Consider the following 18150-nt stretch of genomic DNA (forward strand, 5'->3'; position numbering starts at 1 on the left):
CCATAAGTCTTTGAAGGAGTTGGGACTTTGGCTCGTATAGCCGGTGTGAACATTCCGACCGCCAAGCGTGTCGTGATCGGGCTTCAGTACATCCACGGGATCGGTGCGGCGAAAGCCAAGGAGATCTGTGGAAAAGTTGGGATCGACGAGTCGCGCCGCGTGAATACGCTGAGCGACGACGAGGTCATCCGCATCCGCGAAACCATCGACCGTGACTATACGGTCGAGGGTGACCTGCGGCGCGAAGTGGCGATGAACATCAAGCGTCTGATGGATCTCGCCTGCTATCGCGGCCTGCGTCATCGTCGCGGTCTGCCGGTCCACGGCCAGCGCACCCATACCAATGCGCGCACCCGCAAGGGTCCGGCCAAGCCGATCGCCGGCAAGAAAAAAGTGACGAAGTAAGAAGGGATCACGGACATGGCCAAAGCTGCAGCCGCCACCGGCGCCGCGCGTCCCCGTCGCAAGGAACGCAAGAACATCATCGCCGGCGTCGCGCATGTGAACGCCTCGTTCAACAACACCATCGTCACCATCACCGATGCCCAGGGCAACGCGATTGCCTGGTCGTCGTCCGGGCAGCAGGGTTTCAAGGGATCGCGCAAGTCGACTCCGTTCGCCGCGCAGATGGCCGCCGAAGGCGCCGGCCGCAAGGCGATGGAACACGGCATGCGCACGATCGAGATCCTGGTCCGCGGCCCGGGTTCGGGTCGTGAGTCGGCTCTGCGGGCCCTGCAGGCGGTGGGCCTGGCCGTGACGTCGATCCGCGACGTGACGCCGATCCCGCACAATGGCTGCCGGCCGCCGAAGCGCCGCCGCGTCTGATTTCGAGTGGAGGCGGCGCCGTCGGCGCCGCCCGCTCATGGGGAATGTATGGCGAGTCCCGAGGGGCTCGCTTGAACCGGTCTAGAGGGGTAGCCCACGTGCTTCAGAAGAACTGGCAGGACCTGATCAAGCCGGAGAAGCTTGTCACCGAAGCCGGCGTCGATCCGGGTCGCACTGCGACCATCGTCGCCGAGCCGCTCGAGCGGGGTTTCGGTCTCACTCTCGGCAATGCGCTGCGGCGCGTCCTGTTGTCGTCTCTCCAGGGCGCGGCCGTGACGTCGATCAAGATCGACAACGTGCTGCACGAATTCTCATCGATTCCCGGCGTCCGCGAGGATGTGGTGGACATCGTCCTGAACATCAAGGCGATGGCTGTGAAGATGCAGGGCGATCGCCCGCAGCGTCTTTATCTCCGCGCCGTCGGTCCCGGCGAGGTCACCGCCGGCATGATCGAACTGCCGGGCGACGTTCAGATCATGGACGCCAAGCATCTGATCTGCACGCTCGACGATGGGGCCTCGATCTCGATGGAACTCATGGTCGCCACGGGCAAGGGCTATGTGCCGGCGTCGGCGAACCGTCCCGAGGATGCGCCGATCGGCCTGATCCCGATCGATTCGGTGTTCAGCCCGGTCAAGCGCGTTTCCTACAAGATCGAGAACAGCCGCGTCGGTCAGGTTACCGACTACGATCGTCTGTCGATGACGGTCGAGACCAACGGCACGACGATGCCGGCGGACGCCGTGGCGCTCGCCGCGCGCATCCTGCAGGACCAGCTGCAGCTCTTCATTAATTTCGAGGAGCCGCGCGAGGTCCGCAGGGAAGAGCAGCAGGACGACTTCCCGTTCAACCGCAACCTGCTGCGCAAGGTCGACGAGCTCGAACTGTCGGTCCGCTCGGCGAACTGCCTGAAGAACGACAACATCATCTACATCGGCGATCTGGTTCAGAAGACCGAGGCGGAGATGCTGCGTACGCCGAACTTCGGCCGCAAGTCGCTGAACGAGATCAAGGAAGTGCTGGCCGGCATGGGCCTCCATCTGGGAATGGAAATTCCCGGTTGGCCGCCGGACAACATTGAGGAAATGGCCAAGCGGCTGGAAGAGCCGTACTAGGCCGGCAGAAGGAAAGAAGTCATGCGTCACAATAATCGCGGCCGGAAGTTCCACCGCACGGCTGAGCATCGCAAGGCGATGTTCATGAATCTCGCGGGTGCTCTCATCAAGCACGAGCAGATCACGACCACGCTGCACAAGGCGAAGGACCTGCGTCCGATCGTCGAGAAGCTGGTCACCCTCGGCAAGCGCGGCGGCCTGCATGCGCGTCGTCAGGCGATCGGCTTCCTGCGCGATCCCTACATCGCCGACAAGCTCTTCACCACGCTTGGCCCGCGCTACTCCACGCGCAACGGCGGCTACCTGCGCGTGCTGAAGGCCGGCTACCGCTTCGGCGACGCGGCCGAGATGGCCGTGATCGAGTTCGTCGAGCGTGACACCTCGGCCAAGGGCCAGGACAGCGGCCCGTCGGCCGACCAGGCAGAGCAGCAGGAAGCGGCGTAAGGCCGCTTTCGTCTCACCGAATTGAGAACGCCCGCTCGAGAGAGCGGGCGTTTTTCATTGCCGGGGGCGTGCCACGCCGTGGCGCGCCCCCAGCGGGAGGGTAAGCTGCGGCATGAGCTTTATCTTCAGGACCGCCCAATCATCGGAATGCGCCGACGCCGACCGAGTCCTGCGCGCCGCGTTCACGCCCTATCTCGCCAAGCTCGGGCGCGAGATTCCAGCGGACTACTACAAGTGGCTGCCGGCCTCGATCGAACGGGGCGACGTGTTCGTCGCAGACGAGGGCGGCCGGGTCGTTGGCGTTGCCGCCACCGAGCGGCGGCCGGCGGAACTCTTCCTCGACAGGCTCGCCGTCGATCCGTCGAAGCAGGGGACAGGCCTCGGGCGCTGGCTGCTTCAGCGGCTCGACGAAGTCGCTCGCGAGCGGGGCGACCGCGCCGTGTCGCTCGTCACGGCCGAGATGATGGATCACCTCATCAAGCTCTATGGCAGCCATGGCTTCGAGATCGTCCATCGCGGCCCGCCCGACCACGGGAAGGACCTGCACACGCGCGTCCACATGGTGAAGCGGCTGTAGCGGCCGTCGCTAGAACTGCTCTTCCGAGAGCACGAAGACGGTCCGCCCCGCCGCCTTGAGCGGGCCGAGCTGGGCGAGCGCCGGCGGCAGGATCACTTCGGCGTAAAAGCGGGCCGTCACCAGCTTGGCCTCGAGGAAGGCGGGGTCGCCGTCGCGCTGGCCCAGCCGTGTCTGGGCGACCAGGGCGCTGCGGGCCAGCAGCCAGCCGCCCAGGGCCGTGCCGGCGAGGCGCAGGAAGGGCACCGAGCCTGCCAGCGCGTTCACCAGCTCGGTCTTGACCGACTGGGCGACCCACTTGGTCGCGTCCTCCAAGGCATCCGCCGCGGCCACGAGGCCGGTGCGGATCGCCTCGATATCGTCGCCGGGAGCGGCCTTCATCTCTTCGGCCGTGGCGCGCATCTCGGCGACCAGCGCCAGCATGGTCTCCCCGCCGTCCTTGGCGACCTTGCGGCCCACCAGGTCGCGCGCCTGGATGCCGTTGGTGCCTTCATAGATCGGCAGGATGCGGGCGTCGCGCAGGTGCTGCGCCGCGCCGGTGTCCTCGATGAAGCCCATGCCGCCGTGGATCTGCACGCCCGTGGAGGCGATCTCGTTGCCCAGGTCGGTGAACCAGGCCTTCACGATCGGGATCAGCAGATCGACCCGGTCCTGGATCTTGCGGCCGGCCGCCTTGTCGGGCTGTTTCAGCGCGCCGTCGATGCCGGCGGCGGTGTAGTAGCCCAGCGCCCGCATGGCCTCGATCTGGGCGCGCATGCTCATCAGCATGCGGCGCACGTCGGCGTGATGGACGATTGCCACAGAGTCGGGCTTGGCGGAGCCGTCGTCCTTCGACTGGACGCGGGTGCGCGCGAAGGCGGCCGCCTGCTGATAGGCGCGCTCGGCGATGGCCAGGCCCTGAATGCCGACCGAGAGGCGAGCGTTGTTCATCATGGTGAACATGTAGGAGAGGCCGCGGCCTTCCTCGCCGATGAGATAGCCGACCGCACCGCCATCGTCGCCGAACGACATCACGCAGGTCGGGCTCGCATGGATGCCAAGCTTGTGCTCCAGCGATACGCAGCGAAGGTCGTTACGCTTCCCCGGCTTGCCATCCGCGTCCGGCAGGTACTTCGGCACGATGAACAGCGAGATGCCGCGGACACCCGCGGGCGCGTCGGGCGTGCGGGCCAGCACGAGGTGGACGATGTTCTCGGCCATGTCGTGCTCGCCATAGGTGATGTAGATTTTTTGCCCGCTGACCAGATAGTGGTCGCCGTTCTTGACCGCCCGGCTCTTGAGCTGGCCGAGGTCGGAGCCGGCCTGCGGCTCGGTGAGGTTCATCGTCCCGGTCCATTCGCCGGAGATCATCTTGGGGAGATAGGCAGCCTTCTGCTCGTCCGACCCGTGATGGTGGATCGCATCGATCGCGCCCTGATTCAGCAGCAGCACCAGGCCGAAGCCCATGTTGGCGGCCTGCCACATCTCCTGCACGGCGGTCGCGAGCAGCCACGGCATGCCCTGGCCGCCGAATTCCGGATCGAAGGGCAGGGAGTTCCAGCCGCCCTCGACGAATTCCTTGTAGATGCCGGCGAATCCCGGCGCGGTGCGGACCACACCGTTCTCGAGCCTGGCGCCGACCTTGTCGCCCTCGCGGTTGAGCGGGGCGAGACCGTTGCCGGCCAGCTTCCCGGCTTCCTCGAGCACTGCGTCGATCGTGTCGTCCGTCGCATGTTCGTAACCGGGCAGCGCGGCGACGCCGGCAAGGCCGGCCACTTCGCGCAGGGCGAAACGCATGTCGGCCAGCGGGGCAGTGTAAGTCATGTGAATTCCTCCGGGCCGCAATATGCCGCGCTCGGTCGCTTTTGGCGACCGGCTCGGCTATTTTGGTCGCCACATGACAAACTCAGTCCTGCTGTCGATCGACGGCCCCATCGCCACCATCACGCTGAACGATCCCGCCAAGCACAATCGCCTCGACCCCGCGGGGCTGAAGCTGCTGCGCGAAGCGGTCGAAAAGGCCGATGCCGATTCCGCCGTGCGCGTCACGGTGATCACCGGCGCTGGCGACAAGACCTTCTGCTCCGGATACGACCTCGGCTCGATCCCGGCCGGGGAGCGCAAGGACGAGGGCGGCGACAACACCTTCGAAGTCGTCATGGATCGCATCGAGGCGATGCGTATGCCGACCCTGTGTGCGCTGAACGGCGGCGTGTATGGCGGCGCCACCGACCTGGCGCTGGCCTGCGACTTCCGCCTCGGCGTCAAGGGCATGCGCTTCTTCATGCCGGCGGCGCGTTTCGGACTCCATTACTATCCGAGCGGGCTGCGCCGCTACACACAGAAGGTGAGCCCGAGCTTCGCCAAGCGTGCCTTCCTGCTGTCGGAGGATTTCCACGACACGGAGCTGCTGGCCGTCGGCTATCTCGACTGGCTGGTCGAGCGCGCGGAGTTCAAGGACAAGGTTGCCGAGAAGGCTGCGCGCCTGGCCGGCCTCGCGCCGCTGTCGATGTCGGGCATGAAGCGGGCGATCGAGCAGTTCGCCCAGGCGGCGCCCGACATGCCTTCGATCCGCCAGACCCAGCGGGCCTGCGCGAATTCCGAGGATCTCAAGGAGGGGCTGACGGCACTCGGCGAGCGCCGGACCCCGACCTTCAAGGGGCGTTGAAAGCCGACGCCGGCACATGATCGCGCCGGTTGTCCCAAGATTGCCGCGATTCAATGCAGGATGCCGGCAGTATCTGGCCGTGCCGACGGCCGTCTGGCAGGGTATCTTTCCGCCGGGCGGCAGATCGGGATAGGGCCGCCGAACCGATGAGACCATGCAACGCCGCCTAGCCGCCATCGTCCATGCCGACCTCGCCGGGTTCACCCGGATGATGGAGGGCGCCGAGACGCGAACATTCCGTCATCTCAAGTCTGCCCAGATCGAAGTCTGGCGTCCGGCCATCGATGCCGGACGCGGCCGGCTGGTCGGTACGGCGGGGGATGCCATGCTGGCGGAGTTCGGCTCAGCCGTATCGGCGGTCGCGGCCGCGATCGACATCCAGGAGCGCATGGCGCACTTCAACGAAGCGCTCAGCGAGGAACAGCGCATGCTGTTTCGCGTCGGCGTCCATCTCGGTGAAGTCATCATCGACGACGAGGACCAGAACATCTTCGGTGACGGTGTGAACCTGGCGGCGCGCATCCAGACGCTCGCCGAACCTGGCGGCATCGCCGTCTCGCGTGCCGTCCGCGATCTCGTCGAATTGCGCACCGAATACGCCTTCCACGACGGCGGCGAGCATCAGCTGAAGAACGTCAGTCGTTCGGTGCAGGTATTTCATGTGCGCCCCGCGAAGCTCATCGCTCCCGGCACGACGACGCGCATGGTGCCGCAGATCACCTTGCGATTCGAGGGTCCGGATTCGGCCGGCCGCAAGCACGCGTTCGAAGTGTCGATGGAGAAGCTGGTTGGCCAGGCGCAAGGCATGTGCATCGGTCGCGCCGCCGACCAATGCGAGCTCGTCGTGCCGCACCCCACCGTGTCGCGCCGGCATGCGCGGCTGAGCCTCGCCGGCGAGGCGCTGCAGGTCGAGGATCTAGGCTCCACCAACGGCACCGCGGTCAACGGCACGGTGCTCAAGTCGGGGGCGCCGACGGCCCTGCAGGCGGGTTCGAAGTTGCGGCTCGGCGATGTCGAGCTGGTCGTCCATCACACCTAGCGGCGTGCTCCGCCCATGAACGAGCCCACGACCCTTTCCGGCGCCACGCCGCCGCCCGAGGTCGACTATGTGTCGCTGAAGGCGGGGCAACTGATCGGCCGGTATGAAATCGTTTCCGTGCTGGGGCAGGGCGGGTTCGGAATCACCTATCGCGCCCGCGACGTGCAACTCGGCCGCGAGGTCGCGATCAAGGAATACCTGCCGTCGGCACTGGCAGTGCGTCAGGACGGGTCCACGGTGCTGCCGCGCACGACCAAGATGGCCGACGATTTCGGCTGGGGGCGCGACCGATTCGTCACCGAGGGCCGCACGCTCGCCAGTCTCCATCGCGTTCCGGCGATCGTGCAGGTCTTCGATTTCCTCGAAGCCAATGGCACGGCCTACATCGTCATGGAGCTCCTGAGCGGCGTGACGCTCGAGGAGCGCATCAACAGCGGCGGCAGGCTGAAGCCCGAGGAAGTCGACCGCATCGTGTGGCCGCTGCTGGACGGGCTCGAGCAGGTGCATGCCGCGGGCTTCCTGCATCGCGACATCAAGCCGGCGAACATTCTGCTCGATGCCGCCGGCAATCCCACCTTGATCGATTTCGGCGCCTCGCGCGCAGCGATGGTCGGCCGGACGGCGGCGATGACGGCGATCTTCACGCCGGGCTATGCCGCGGCCGAACAGATGACGTCGGCCAAGCAGGGGCCGTGGACCGACATCTACGGCCTCGCCGCCACGCTCTATCATGCCCTCGTCGGCAAGGCGCCGCCCAACGCCTTCGATCGCATGCTGGACGACGCCTACGAGCCGCTCGGCAAGCTGGCGCCGGCGGGCTTTTCGCCCGGCCTGCTCGCCGGCATCGACGCCGGCCTGACGGTGGTCGCCCGCGACCGGCCCCAATCGATCGCCGGCTGGCGTCCCATCCTCGGGATGACGGCGTCGCCCGAGGCGAACGCCACGATGGTGATGGGCAAGTCCGAGGAAGCGCCGGCCGGTCGCACGTCCGTTCTCGGACCTGCGACCACGACGGCATCGACCCTGGCGCCTCCTCCAGCACCGAAGTCACGCGCCGGCCTGTGGGCCGGCATAGCGGCCGTCGTTCTGCTGGCGGGCGGTGGCGGCGGCTACTATGCGATGGCCACGCGCGGTCCCGACCCGGAAATGGTCAAGGCGCGCGCCGCGGCCGAAGCGGCCGAGGAGGCGCGGCGTACGGCGGCGGAGGAGGCCGACCGGCTGCGCGCCGAGAAGGCCCAACAGGAGGCGAAAGCCCAGGCCGATCAGGAGGCCAAAGCGAAGGCCGCGCAGGACGCCAAGGCAAAGGCCGATCTCGAGGCCCAGGCCGAAGCGGCCCGACGGCAGTTCGAGGAAGACACGCGCCGCAAGGTCGAGGCGGAGATCGCCGAGAAGAAGCGCGCCGAAGACGAGGCCCAGCGCAAGGCCGCCGAGGAAGCGGCGGCCCGGCAAAAGGCGATCGAGGAGGCGCGTAAGGCCATCGAGTTCGTTGCCGGCAACTTCGACCATTTCGGCAAGACGCTGATGATGATCGGTCTCAAGGACCGCACGGGCGAGATCCGGTTGCAGGGGGTCGACAGTGTCGACGATCCGGCGCTTCACAAGCTTGCCGCCGATTCGCTGGCCGCCCAGCCGCGCAATCTGCGCTGCCGGCAGACCGATCGGCTGACCGATGGCACGCCGCTGTATCGCTGCCTGATCACCAAACGAAACTCCAAGGATCCGCTCGCCGACATCCCGGACTCCGATCGCGACGACCTCGCGCTCGTCCTGGTCCGGACCGGCCTGCTGCTGGCCTCGTGCGATGCTCCGCGCTCCTATGCGGATGCGGAGGACGATGCCCGTGGCAGCAAGCAATATCTCTGGAGTAGAGTGAACGTTCCTGAATACAAAAGGAGATGCACCAGATGACTGCAGTGACTGCTGACACGGCCTTCTTCTCCGGCAGGAAGATCGTCGTCCGGATCGTGGGTATCGTTGCGGCCCTCGGGCTCGTGTCCGCCTGCACGGACGATCGCGGTCAGCCGAACAACCAGACGACCGGCACCGTCATGGGCGCCGCGCTGGGCGGCGTCGTCGGCGGTCTGGCCTTCGGGTCCGTCGGCGGTGCAGTCGGCGGTGCGCTTGTGGGCGGCCTGGCCGGCAATCTCGTCGGTCGAGCGCTCGACGATCAGGAGCGTCGCCGTCTGGCCGAAGCCACGCAGTACGCGTTCGTCGCCGAGAACAACGTGCCGACCACCTATACGGTCGAGCCGACCAAGACCTCCTCGTCGGCCGCGACGACGGCGCCGCCGACCGTCGTGAGCGCCAAGCCGGTCGCGCCGGCGACCAGCCGCGCCGACGGCAGCACCTGCCGGCCGATCGAGCTGACGGCCACCAAGAACGGCCAGACCACGACCGAGACCACGACCTTCTGCAAGTCGGCCGGCTCGCAGGAACTGAAGCCCGTCTCCGTCTGATCCACCGACATTTTCGCGAACGGCCGGCGGTTTCTGACCGCCGGCCGTTTTCGTTCGGGAAGGCTGGCCGGATCGACACAACTCGGTCATTTTCCTGAGCGAGGAGAGAGGCATGGCAGGCAATCCACAGGCAGCAAAATTGCGGGAGCTTCTGGCGCGGGGCGAGTTCATCCTGGCGCCCGGCGTCTACGACGGCATTTCCGCGCGCGTCGCGGACCGCATGGGCTTTCCCGCGCTCTACATGACGGGCTATGGCGCCACGGCCTCGATGCTGGGCCTGCCCGATGCGGGCCTCGCCACCTATTCCGACATGCTGGGGCGCGTCGAGATGATCTGCTCGGTGGTCGAGACGCCGCTCATCGCCGATGCCGATACGGGCTATGGCGGGCTGCTGAACGTCCAGCGCACGATCCGGGGCTACGAGGCGGCAGGCGTCGCCGCGATCCAGATCGAAGACCAGGAAATGCCGAAAAAATGCGGCCATACGCCGGGGCGGCGCGTCGTGCCGGCCGAGGACATGGCGCTCAAGATCAAAGTCGCGTCGGATTCGCGCCGGCACGCGGAGACGCTGATCGTGGCCCGCACGGATGCGCGCACGGCGCACGGTCTCGACGAAGCGCTGCGGCGCGCCACACTCTACGCGGAGGCCGGGGCCGACATCATCTTCGTCGAATCACCCGAGAGCGAGGCGGAGCTGGAGCGTATCGGCCGCGAGGTGAGCAAGCCGTTGCTCGCCAACATGGTCGAGTTCGGCAAGACGCCGCGCGCCGAGGTCGACCGGCTGAAGACATGGGGCTTCGATCTCGCGATTTATCCGGTGCTTGGTCTGAGCGTCGCAGCCGAGGCGATGAGGCGGTCGTTTGCGCACCTCAAGGACAGCGGCACCAGCGTGGGCGATCCGCTGCCGCAGTACGAGGACATCCACGGGCTGATGGGATTTCCCGAGGTCTGGGACTTCGAGAAGCGTTGGGCGACATGAACGGCAAGCAGTTCCTCGAGCTTCTGTCGCGCCTGCCGGCCCGCGTCTGGATCCAGGCGATCCTTGGACTGATCGGCTTCGTCGTTCTGGCCGTGCTGGGCTTTGCCGTGATCGCGGGCGTCGCGGCGGTCGGGCTGGTCCTGCTGTTTGCCTTCAAGGCGAAACGCTGGATCCTTGGTTTCTTCGGCCGGGACATCGAGCCTGCACCACCGGCCCGCCACCACGACGGCAAGGTGACCGACGTTCAATACGAGATCGTCGACCGAACCAACGACCGCACGCCGTCGCCGTAGGGCGACAAAGCGCGTCCGTGCTCAATTCTTGTCATCCTGAGCACAGCGAAGGATCTCCCGTCCTCGACGTAACCCTTTGGCCGCTATGTGACGTCCTTCGCTCCGCTCAGGACGACAGCGCCTAAACCCGGACGATCTTTCCCGGGTTCATCAGGTTCAGCGGATCGAGGGCGCGCTTGATCGTGCGCATCGTGTCGATCTCGACCTGGCTGCGATAGTGGGCGAGTTCGTCGACCTTGAGCAGGCCGATGCCGTGCTCGGCCGAGATCGAGCCGCCATAGCCCACCACCAGATCGTAGATCGCGGCCGTCACCGCCCGGGCGTGCGGCAGGAAGCGGGCCTTGTCCCAGCCTTCCGGCGCCTGGCAGTTGAAGTGCAGGTTGCCGTCGCCGACATGCCCGAACGTCACCGGCCGGCCCTCGGGGAGCGCCTTCCTCATTGCCGCCAGGCCTTCGGTGACGAAGGAGGGGATGCGGCTCACCGCGACAGAGATATCGTGCTTCACGGACGGGCCTTCCTTCTTGGAGGCTTCCGTGTGGTTCTCGCGCAAGCTCCACAGCGCGCGGGCCTGGGTCTCGTTCTGGGCGATGGTCGCGTCGAGGACGAGGCCCTGTTCCATGGCTTCGCCGAGATAGGCTTCCATCTTCTCGCGCAGGCCGCCCTGGTTCTCGCCATCGCGCCGGGCGCGCGTAGAAGACCATTCGAGGAGCACGTACCAGTCATGCTTCTCCGAAAGAGGATCGGCGGCGCCGGGAATGTGCTGCAGAACGAGGTCAATGCCCTGCCGTCCCATCAGTTCGCAGGAGGTGACATTGTCCTCGGAGGCGGCATGCGCGCCGCTCAGCAGGGCGACGGCGGCCTCGGGGGAGGGCACGGCGATCCAGGCGGTGGCGACGTCCTTGGGCTTCGGCCAGAGTTTCAGCACCGCGCGCGTGATGATACCCAGCGTGCCTTCGGCGCCGAGATAGAGGTCGCGCAGATCGTAGCCGGTATTGTCCTTCTTGAGCGCGCGCAGCCCGTTCCAGATCTCGCCCTGGGGCGTCACAACCTCGAGGCCGAGCACGAGCTGGCGGGCGTTGCCGTAATGCAGCACCTGCACGCCGCCGGCGTTGGTCGAGAGGTTGCCGCCGATCGAGCAGCTTCCCTCGGCGGCCAGCGAGAGCGGAAACAGCCGGTCGTTCGCGGCCGCCGTCTCCTGGATGGTCTTCAGGATGACGCCCGCCTCGACCGTCATCGTATAGCCGATCAGGTCGATGTCGAGGATGCGGGTCATACGGTTGAGCGACAGCACGATCTCGCGGCCCTTCTCCTGCGGGATGCCGCCGCCGACCAGGCCGGTATTGCCCCCCTGCGGCACCACGGAGACCTTCTCCGCCGCGCAGAGCCTCACGACGTCCGCGACTTCCTGGGTATTGGCCGGTCGCACCACGGCCAGCGCGTTGCCCACGAAGCTCTCGCGCCAGTCGGTGACGTAGGGATGCTTGCCCTGCTCGTCGGTGATCAGGCCCTTGTCGCCGACGATGGCGCGCAGTTTCTCGACGAAGTCGCTCATTAGATACGCAGTACCTTGCCGGGGTTCATGATGTTCTTCGGGTCGAGGGCGCGCTTGATGGTGCGCATCGTGTCGAGCTCGATCCGGCTGCGGTAGTGCGCAAGTTCGTCGAGCTTGTCGATACCGATGCCGTGCTCGGCCGAGATCGACCCGTCGAGGCTCGTGACCAGGTCGTTTACTGCGCGCGTGATGGCGGGCGAGTACTGGCTGAGCGTCGGCCGGTCCATGCCCTTCGGTCCCATGAACGAGAAGTGGATGTTGCCGTCGCCGATATGGCCGAGCGGGTAGGGGCGGATGCTGGGCAGGATGTCGAGGGCGGCCTTGAGACCGCGTTCGATGAACTCCGGCACCTTGGAGATCGAGACCGAGATGTCGTAGCTCAGGCCCGGGCCCTCGGCGCGCGAGGCGGGGGCGACCGATTCGCGGATGACCCACATGTTGCGCGCCTGCGCCTCGCTCTGCGCGATCACGGCGTCGAGCACGCGCCCGGCCTCCATCTGGTCCGCAAGGAACTGCTCCATCTTCTCGGACATGCCCTCGGCGCCCTCGGCCTTCGGACGCGCCGAGGTCCACTCCAGCAGCAGGAACCACTGCGTGTCGGCCTTCAGGGGATCCTGCGTGCCGGGAATGTTGCGCAGGACCATGTCGGTGCAGGTCCTGCTCATCAGCTCACACGAGCCGACATTGTCCTCCGAGGCGCCATGCGCCTCGGACAGGATCTCGATGGCGGCCTGCGGATCGCGGATGGCCAACCACGCGGTGGCCACGTCCTTGGAGGCCGGCCAAAGCTTCAGCACGGCCTTGGTGATGATGCCCAGCGTACCCTCGGCGCCCATGAACAGGTGCTTCAGGTCGTAGCCGGTATTGTCCTTCTTGAGCGCGCGCAGGCCGTTCCAGATGTCGCCGTTGGGCAGCACGACCTCGAGGCCCATGACGAGGTTGCGTGCGTTGCCGTAGCGCAGCACCTGCACACCGCCGGCGTTGGTCGAGAGATTGCCGCCGATCATGCAGGAACCCTGGGCGCCCAGGAACAGCGGGAAGAAGCGGTCGTGACTGGCTGCGGTCTCCTGCAGCGTCTGCAGCACGCAGCCGGCCTCGACGGTCATCGAATAGCCGACCGGATCGACGTTCAGCACCTTGTTCATGCGGCCGACCGACAGGACGATGCCGGTATGCGAGGGCCAGGGAGTCGCGCCGCCCATGAGGCCGGTATTGCCGGCCTGGGGCACGATGGCGATGCCATTGTCGTAGCAGAGCTTCACGACCTTCGAGACTTCCTCGACATTGGCCGGACGCACCACGACGGCCGCGTTGCCCACGATGGAGCCTCGCCAGTCGGTGACGAAGGGCTGCTTGCCCTGATCGTCCGCGATCAGGCCCTTGTCGCCCACGATGGCGCGCAGGGCTTCGAGGATCGCGGGCGTGACGGGGGCCGTCGGGATAGTCGGGATGATCGCGGTATCAGGCATCGTTTCCTCTCTTTGACGGCAGACTAGCGCTGCCTGTTGGAGTCGTCATCCGCGGCCGCGCGGCGGAGCCGGTCATTGATCGCCAGCCCGAGGCCGGTATGCGGAATGGGTGCCACGGCGATGCGGCCGATACCGGGACGGTCGAGCGACCGCATCATGGCGAACAGGTTGGCAGCCGCCTCGCCGACATCGCCGGACGGGCTGAGGTTCATCGTCAGCATGGCGCCCTGGGGCACGGCGTCGCCGAACGCGAGCAGGCCCTCGTCGGGCGATACCGAAGTCGCCTCCAGCCGGACGGGACGCGACGGTGCGTAATGGCTGTGGAGCTGGCCGGGCGACTTGCGGGCGGCGTCCCCGGTCGGAATGGCGTCGCTGAGCGCGATGGGGCCGATCACGGCTTCGATCGCCTCGCGCGTCGCGCCGCCGGGACGCAGCAGGATGGGGGTGTCGCCCGAGAGATCGAGGACGGTGGACTCGACGCCGACGAGGCAGGCGCCGCCATCCAGGATCGTCGGCGCACGCACACCCAGGGACTGCGCCACATGTTCGGGGCGGGTCGGACTGACCTCGCCGCTGCGATTGGCGGAGGGGGCGGCGATCGGCCGGCCGGTGGCACGCATCAGGGCCTGGGCAATCGGGTGGGAGGGCGCGCGGATCGCCACCGTGTCGAGCCCGGCGGTCGCCAGAAGCGCGATGGAAGAGCCCTCGGCGCGCGGCAGGACCAGGGTGAGCGGGCCCGGCCAGAACGTGGCTGCGAGCTTCTCCGCCGTGTCGTTCCAGTGCACGAACGCGCGGGCCGCCGCCGCATCAAGGACGTGGCTGATAAGCGGATTGAACTGCGGACGCCCCTTGGCCTCGAAGATGGCCGCCACGGCGCGCTCGTTGGTAGCGTCGCCGCCCAGCCCATAGACGGTCTCGGTTGGGAAGGCGACGAGACCGCCGGCGCGGAGCGTCTCGGCGGCCTTGGCGATGGACTGCGCCGTCGCCTCGACCACGCTCATCGCGCCGCCAGGCTACGGGCGATGAAGTGGGGGTTGGCGAAGCGCGGCTTGCCGTAGAGCAGGGGCTTGCCGTCCACGGTGACGACTTCTCCGCCGGCGGCCTCGAGCACGCCCTGGGCCGCGCCGGTGTCCCATTCCATGGTCGGCCCGAAGCGCGGATAGATGTCGGCCTTGCCCTCTGCAATCAGGCAGAACTTGAGCGACGATCCGGCCTGGACGCGATCGGCGACGGTCAGGTCGTTGTTGCGGAACCAGATGTCGAGGTCGTTGAAGGTGCCGTGACTGCGGCTCGCGCAAGCGGTCAGCCCCTCAGTCGGCGGCGTGCGCGTGTGGATCGGCGTGAAGGCGCCCTTGCCTTCCCGCTTGTCGGCGCCCAGCCCCTTGGCGCCACGCCACAGCGTATCGGTGGCAGGAGCCAGCACGATGCCGAGCGTCGGACGGCCGTTCTCGACGAGGGCGATGTTCACCGTGAACTCGCCGTTCCTCTTGATGAATTCCTTGGTGCCGTCGAGCGGGTCGACCAGCCAGAAGGGCCGTCCATCATCGAGTGACGGGATGCGGCCCGCCGCCATTTCCTCCTCGGCAATGATCACGATGCCCGGCGTGAGCTTGCGCAGTCCGGCCAGGATGACCGCTTCGGCGGCGTGGTCGGCATCGGTGACGGGGCTCTTGTCGTCCTTGTCACGCACGCCGTGGTCGCCGGCATAGATCCGCATGATTTCGGACGCGGCGTCCTGAGCGATGGCGGTGCAGGTTTCGCGGAGGACGTCGAGGGGAGGCAGGGCATGGGTCATGGACGGTCCTTATAGACGGCAGGGGCTTCGCCTTGACAGCAAACTTCACGCCCACAACAATACTGGAACAACGTTCCATTATTTAGAACATACGGAGGAAATCAATGCCCGTGAACGTGATCGGTATGATCGGTGTGGCCCCCCCTCAGGGCACCTCCTTGCATGTGATCGCGGGAGGCATCTCGCCCTCGTTCCTTCGTGAGTTCGCGCAGACGCACGAGAAGGCCGGTTTCGACTATGTGCTGGTCGGCTACTACGCCTCGTCCGCCGAGGGCTTCACTGTCGCGACCTATGCGGCATCCCATACGGAGAAGCTTCGCTACCTGATTGCCCACCGGCCAGGCGTCGTGTCGCCGACCCTCGCGGCGCGCGCGGCGGCAACGATGGACCAGCTTTCCGGCGGTCGCCTCGCCCTTCACATCATCGTGGGCAACAGCGACGCCGACCAGCAGCGTGAAGGCGACTTCTCGCCCAAGGAAGAACGCTATGCGCGCGCCGCCGAGTATCTCGACGTGATGCGCAAAGTCTGGACCTCGACCAAACCCTTCGACTACGAGGGCAAGTTCTATCGGTTCAGGGATGTGTTCTCCGAGGCGCGGCCTTTCCAGCAGCCGCATCCGGCCCTGTTCTTCGGTGGTTCCTCACCGGGTGCGATGGAGATGGGAGCGCAGCACTGCGATACCTTTGCCATGTTCGGCGAACCGCTGGCGGAGACGGGCGAGCGCATCGCCGAGTTCCGCCGGATGACCCAGCCTTTCGGGCGGACGCCGCGCTTCAATGTCTCGTTCCGCCCCATCATCGCCGAGACCGAAGGTAAAGCGTGGGACAAGGCGAAGAAGATCCTCGACGATCTCAAGTCGAGCGGGACCATGCCGACAAAGGCGCAGGACAAGTCGGCCGAGCGGTTGGTCGAACTGGCCAAGCGCGGCGATGTGCATGACGAGCGTCTGTGGATGCCCGTCGCGGCTGCGGCCGCCGGCAAAGGCAACACCTCGTGCCTCGTCGGCACGCCGGAGCAGGTCGCGGAAGCGATGCTGAAATACTACCGGCTCGGTGTGGCATCGTTCCTCATCCGCGGCTTCGATCCGCTGGGGGATGTCACGGATTTCGGCCGCGAGCTGATCCCGCGTCTCAAGGCGGGCGCCCTCGAAATCGATCGCGCCCTCGCGGCAGCGGCCTGACTCACAAGACAAACAATCAAGCAGGAGGAAACGTGTTCAGGAAACAGTTTTGCGCCGCTCTCGCGGGCGCCGCGGCGCTATCGCTTGGCTTCGCCGGCGCCGCGTCGGCGCAGCAATATCCCGACAAGCCGATCAAGCTGATCGTGCCCTATCCGCCGGGCGCGACGAACGACCTGCTGGCGCGCGTGCTGGCAGAGCCGCTGGCCAAGGAGCTGGGGCAGCCGGTGATCGTCGACAACAAGGGCGGCGCGGCCACGGCGATCGGAGCGACGGCGACGGCCAATGCGCCGGCCGATGGCTATACGATGCTGCTCGGCACGGGGACGACGTACACGCTCAATCCGCTCTTGAAGACGGGGCTGGCTTACGACACCGACCGCGACTTCAGGATGGTCTCGATCATCGCCGAGGTGCCGGTGGTGTTCATCGTCAATCCGAAGTTCCCGGCCAGCACGCTGTCGGAGTTCGTGGCCTACGCCAAGGCCAATCCGGGCAAGGTGAACTATTCCTCATCCGGCCTCGGTTCGTCGCTGCATCTCGCGGCCGAGCTGTTCGCCCAGCGGGCTGGCATCAAGATGACGCACGTGCCGTATCCCGGCAGCGCCGGCGCAATGCGGGCCCTTCTGGCCGATGAGGTGCAGATGTTCTCGGAAGTGATTTCCGGTGCCCTCCCGCACATTGCGCAGAAGTCGGTCGTGCCGCTTGCGATCACCAGCGCGAAGCGTCTGGCCGTTGCGCCGTCGATCCCGACGGTTGCGGAAAGCGGCTATCCCGGCTTCGAGGCACTGGGCTGGTATGCGCTCGCCGTTCCCAAGGCCACGCCGGCCGCGGTGGTCGCGCGAATCGAGAGCGCCATCAACAAGATCCTGGCATCAGGTGTCCTGCAGGCGCGCTTCGAGCCGCTGGCAATCGTGATTCCGGGTCCGCAGGAGCCGGGTTCAGCCGAAAAGTACATGGCGAAGGACCGCGCGCTCTGGGCGCCGCTGGTGCGCTCGCTGAACATCTCGCTCGACTGACGGCTGGGCATGGATACGACGGTCATCAAGGCATTGACGGTGCTGGAGGCCCTGGCCTCCAGCGCGACGCCGCTTGGGGTCACCGAACTCGCGACGAGACTCGGCCTTTCGAAGAGCAATGTGCACCGCCTGCTGCAGACTCTGGCCGCCCGGGGCTACGTCATGCAGGTCGACCAGCGCTACACCGTGACGACCCGGCTGTGGGAACTGGGGGCGATGGTCGTCAGCCGGCTCGACGTCGCGACAGTCGCAATCCCCGTGATGCAGCGCCTCGTGGCCGAAGTCGACGAGACCGCCCATCTCTCGGTCCTCGACATGGCGGCCTGCGAGGTCGTGTCGATCCACAATGTCGAGAGCACCCAGCCGGTGCGCGCCTATTCGCGGATCGGCCAGCGCACGCCGGCGCACTGCGTCGCCACCGGCAAGGCGCTGCTGTCGATGCAGTCGCCCGAGGCTCTGCGCGCATTGCCCGAGGAGCTGCAGCGCTTCACCCCTCACACGCTCCATCGTCGCGACGACCTGCTCGCGGCGCTGGAGACGATCCGGCGCGATGGCTACTCGACGAATATCGGCGAGTGGCGTGAGCAGGTGGGCGGAGCAGCCGCAGTGATCTACGACCATGCCGGGCGCCCGACGGCGGCGCTCGGACTGACCGTGCCCGTGGAGCGCCTCCAGCCCGAAGTGATGGCCCGCTATATCCCGCGGCTGACCGCGGCGGCGGACGAGATCTCCCGGCTCATGGGGGCGCCCCGCCGCCCGGGTTGA

Annotated in this window: 19 protein-coding genes; 14 read left to right on the forward strand and 5 right to left on the reverse strand. The window is 66.8% G+C overall.

Annotated features, from left to right (window positions below; all coding sequences use genetic code 11):
* Positions 1-27 precede the first annotated feature (27 nt).
* The 5 genes from rpsM to ACO07I_RS26640 all read left to right on the forward strand — a co-directional run bounded on the left by rpsM (position 28) and on the right by ACO07I_RS26640 (position 2961).
* On the forward strand, positions 28-405 hold the full coding sequence (gene rpsM, locus ACO07I_RS26620) for a 30S ribosomal protein S13 (protein WP_230552260.1): 378 nt from the start codon (positions 28-30) through the stop codon (positions 403-405).
* A gap of 15 nt (positions 406-420) precedes the next feature.
* Positions 421-825 carry a 30S ribosomal protein S11 gene (rpsK, locus tag ACO07I_RS26625; protein WP_216961746.1) on the forward strand — a complete coding sequence of 135 codons (405 nt, stop codon included), beginning with the start codon at positions 421-423 and terminating at the stop codon, positions 823-825.
* 44 nt (positions 826-869) lie between these two features.
* Positions 870-1940, forward strand: coding sequence for a DNA-directed RNA polymerase subunit alpha (locus ACO07I_RS26630; RefSeq protein ID WP_422012827.1), 1071 nt, complete (start codon positions 870-872; stop codon positions 1938-1940).
* Positions 1941-1961: 21 nt separating this feature from the next.
* The gene (rplQ, locus tag ACO07I_RS26635; protein ID WP_298314116.1) at positions 1962-2384 is read left to right on the forward strand and encodes a 50S ribosomal protein L17; all 423 of its coding nucleotides are present in this window, start codon (positions 1962-1964) and stop codon (positions 2382-2384) included.
* Positions 2385-2496: 112 nt separating this feature from the next.
* The gene (locus tag ACO07I_RS26640) at positions 2497-2961 is read left to right on the forward strand and encodes a GNAT family N-acetyltransferase (RefSeq protein WP_422012829.1); all 465 of its coding nucleotides are present in this window, start codon (positions 2497-2499) and stop codon (positions 2959-2961) included.
* Between the two features lie 9 nt (positions 2962-2970).
* On the opposite strand, the gene ACO07I_RS26645 is transcribed toward ACO07I_RS26640, so the two are convergent.
* Positions 2971-4761, reverse strand: coding sequence for an acyl-CoA dehydrogenase (locus ACO07I_RS26645; protein ID WP_422012831.1), 1791 nt, complete (start codon positions 4759-4761; stop codon positions 2971-2973).
* Positions 4762-4834: 73 nt separating this feature from the next.
* Here ACO07I_RS26645 and ACO07I_RS26650 point away from each other — a divergent pair, with 73 nt between their 5' ends.
* From ACO07I_RS26650 to ACO07I_RS26675, 6 genes are all read left to right on the forward strand, one after another.
* Entirely contained in the window at positions 4835-5605 is a 771-nt protein-coding gene (locus ACO07I_RS26650; protein ID WP_422012833.1) for an enoyl-CoA hydratase/isomerase family protein, read from the forward strand.
* A gap of 154 nt (positions 5606-5759) precedes the next feature.
* Positions 5760-6644 (forward strand): FHA domain-containing protein, encoded by an 885-nt coding sequence (locus ACO07I_RS26655; protein WP_422012835.1) that lies wholly within the window; start codon positions 5760-5762, stop codon positions 6642-6644.
* Between the two features lie 15 nt (positions 6645-6659).
* Positions 6660-8552 (forward strand): serine/threonine protein kinase, encoded by a 1893-nt coding sequence (locus ACO07I_RS26660; protein WP_422012837.1) that lies wholly within the window; start codon positions 6660-6662, stop codon positions 8550-8552.
* A complete protein-coding gene (locus ACO07I_RS26665; protein WP_422012839.1) occupies positions 8549-9100 on the forward strand; it encodes a glycine zipper domain-containing protein in 552 nt (183 codons plus the stop codon). Before ACO07I_RS26660 ends, ACO07I_RS26665 begins: the two co-directional genes overlap by 4 nt.
* Positions 9101-9212: 112 nt before the next feature.
* Positions 9213-10079, forward strand: coding sequence for an isocitrate lyase/PEP mutase family protein (locus ACO07I_RS26670; RefSeq protein ID WP_422012841.1), 867 nt, complete (start codon positions 9213-9215; stop codon positions 10077-10079).
* Positions 10076-10372, forward strand: a complete 297-nt coding sequence (locus ACO07I_RS26675; RefSeq protein ID WP_422012843.1) for a hypothetical protein — start codon at positions 10076-10078, stop codon at positions 10370-10372. The genes ACO07I_RS26670 and ACO07I_RS26675 overlap by 4 nt, the downstream gene beginning before the upstream one ends.
* A 121-nt stretch (positions 10373-10493) precedes the next feature.
* On the opposite strand, the gene ACO07I_RS26680 is transcribed toward ACO07I_RS26675, so the two are convergent.
* Genes ACO07I_RS26680 through cysQ form a run of 4 tightly spaced genes read right to left on the reverse strand, consistent with a single transcriptional unit; the run spans position 10494 to position 15188 of the window.
* Complete coding sequence (locus ACO07I_RS26680; protein ID WP_422012845.1) at positions 10494-11924, reverse strand: FAD-binding oxidoreductase; 1431 nt, start codon at positions 11922-11924, stop codon at positions 10494-10496.
* Positions 11924-13393 (reverse strand): FAD-binding oxidoreductase, encoded by a 1470-nt coding sequence (locus tag ACO07I_RS26685; RefSeq protein WP_422012847.1) that lies wholly within the window; start codon positions 13391-13393, stop codon positions 11924-11926. The genes ACO07I_RS26680 and ACO07I_RS26685 overlap by 1 nt, the downstream gene beginning before the upstream one ends.
* Positions 13394-13416: 23 nt before the next feature.
* On the reverse strand, positions 13417-14394 hold the full coding sequence (locus ACO07I_RS26690; protein ID WP_422012849.1) for an L-threonylcarbamoyladenylate synthase: 978 nt from the start codon (positions 14392-14394) through the stop codon (positions 13417-13419).
* Entirely contained in the window at positions 14391-15188 is a 798-nt protein-coding gene (gene cysQ, locus ACO07I_RS26695) for a 3'(2'),5'-bisphosphate nucleotidase CysQ (protein WP_422012851.1), read from the reverse strand. The genes ACO07I_RS26690 and cysQ overlap by 4 nt, the downstream gene beginning before the upstream one ends.
* Positions 15189-15298: 110 nt before the next feature.
* Between cysQ and ACO07I_RS26700 the strand changes: the two genes are divergently transcribed.
* Genes ACO07I_RS26700 through ACO07I_RS26710 form a run of 3 tightly spaced genes read left to right on the forward strand, consistent with a single transcriptional unit; the run spans position 15299 to position 18150 of the window.
* A complete protein-coding gene (locus tag ACO07I_RS26700) occupies positions 15299-16369 on the forward strand; it encodes an LLM class flavin-dependent oxidoreductase (RefSeq protein WP_422012853.1) in 1071 nt (356 codons plus the stop codon).
* Between the two features lie 32 nt (positions 16370-16401).
* Positions 16402-17385: a Bug family tripartite tricarboxylate transporter substrate binding protein gene (locus ACO07I_RS26705; RefSeq protein ID WP_422012855.1), complete on the forward strand. Its 984-nt coding sequence runs from the start codon at positions 16402-16404 to the stop codon at positions 17383-17385.
* Positions 17386-17394: 9 nt separating this feature from the next.
* Positions 17395-18150, forward strand: coding sequence for an IclR family transcriptional regulator (locus ACO07I_RS26710; protein ID WP_422012857.1), 756 nt, complete (start codon positions 17395-17397; stop codon positions 18148-18150).

Source organism: Reyranella sp. (assembly GCF_965227665.1).
Classification (GTDB): domain Bacteria; phylum Pseudomonadota; class Alphaproteobacteria; order Reyranellales; family Reyranellaceae; genus Reyranella.

What these genes read in the sequence shown, in the direction of transcription:
- ACO07I_RS26670 (WP_422012841.1), top strand. Translation starts at nt 9,213, where the DNA reads ATGGCAGGCAATCCACAGGCAGCAAAATTGCGGGAGCTTCTGGCGCGG.
- ACO07I_RS26650 (WP_422012833.1), top strand. Translation starts at nt 4,835, where the DNA reads ATGACAAACTCAGTCCTGCTGTCGATCGACGGCCCCATCGCCACCATC.
- ACO07I_RS26655 (WP_422012835.1), top strand. Translation starts at nt 5,760, where the DNA reads ATGCAACGCCGCCTAGCCGCCATCGTCCATGCCGACCTCGCCGGGTTC.
- cysQ (WP_422012851.1), bottom strand. Translation starts at nt 15,188, where the DNA reads ATGACCCATGCCCTGCCTCCCCTCGACGTCCTCCGCGAAACCTGCACC.
- ACO07I_RS26675 (WP_422012843.1), top strand. Translation starts at nt 10,076, where the DNA reads ATGAACGGCAAGCAGTTCCTCGAGCTTCTGTCGCGCCTGCCGGCCCGC.
- ACO07I_RS26665 (WP_422012839.1), top strand. Translation starts at nt 8,549, where the DNA reads ATGACTGCAGTGACTGCTGACACGGCCTTCTTCTCCGGCAGGAAGATC.
- ACO07I_RS26645 (WP_422012831.1), bottom strand. Translation starts at nt 4,761, where the DNA reads ATGACTTACACTGCCCCGCTGGCCGACATGCGTTTCGCCCTGCGCGAA.
- ACO07I_RS26630 (WP_422012827.1), top strand. Translation starts at nt 870, where the DNA reads ATGTATGGCGAGTCCCGAGGGGCTCGCTTGAACCGGTCTAGAGGGGTA.
- ACO07I_RS26640 (WP_422012829.1), top strand. Translation starts at nt 2,497, where the DNA reads ATGAGCTTTATCTTCAGGACCGCCCAATCATCGGAATGCGCCGACGCC.
- rpsK (WP_216961746.1), top strand. Translation starts at nt 421, where the DNA reads ATGGCCAAAGCTGCAGCCGCCACCGGCGCCGCGCGTCCCCGTCGCAAG.
- ACO07I_RS26690 (WP_422012849.1), bottom strand. Translation starts at nt 14,394, where the DNA reads ATGAGCGTGGTCGAGGCGACGGCGCAGTCCATCGCCAAGGCCGCCGAG.
- ACO07I_RS26680 (WP_422012845.1), bottom strand. Translation starts at nt 11,924, where the DNA reads ATGAGCGACTTCGTCGAGAAACTGCGCGCCATCGTCGGCGACAAGGGC.
- ACO07I_RS26685 (WP_422012847.1), bottom strand. Translation starts at nt 13,393, where the DNA reads ATGCCTGATACCGCGATCATCCCGACTATCCCGACGGCCCCCGTCACG.
- ACO07I_RS26660 (WP_422012837.1), top strand. Translation starts at nt 6,660, where the DNA reads ATGAACGAGCCCACGACCCTTTCCGGCGCCACGCCGCCGCCCGAGGTC.
- rplQ (WP_298314116.1), top strand. Translation starts at nt 1,962, where the DNA reads ATGCGTCACAATAATCGCGGCCGGAAGTTCCACCGCACGGCTGAGCAT.
- ACO07I_RS26710 (WP_422012857.1), top strand. Translation starts at nt 17,395, where the DNA reads ATGGATACGACGGTCATCAAGGCATTGACGGTGCTGGAGGCCCTGGCC.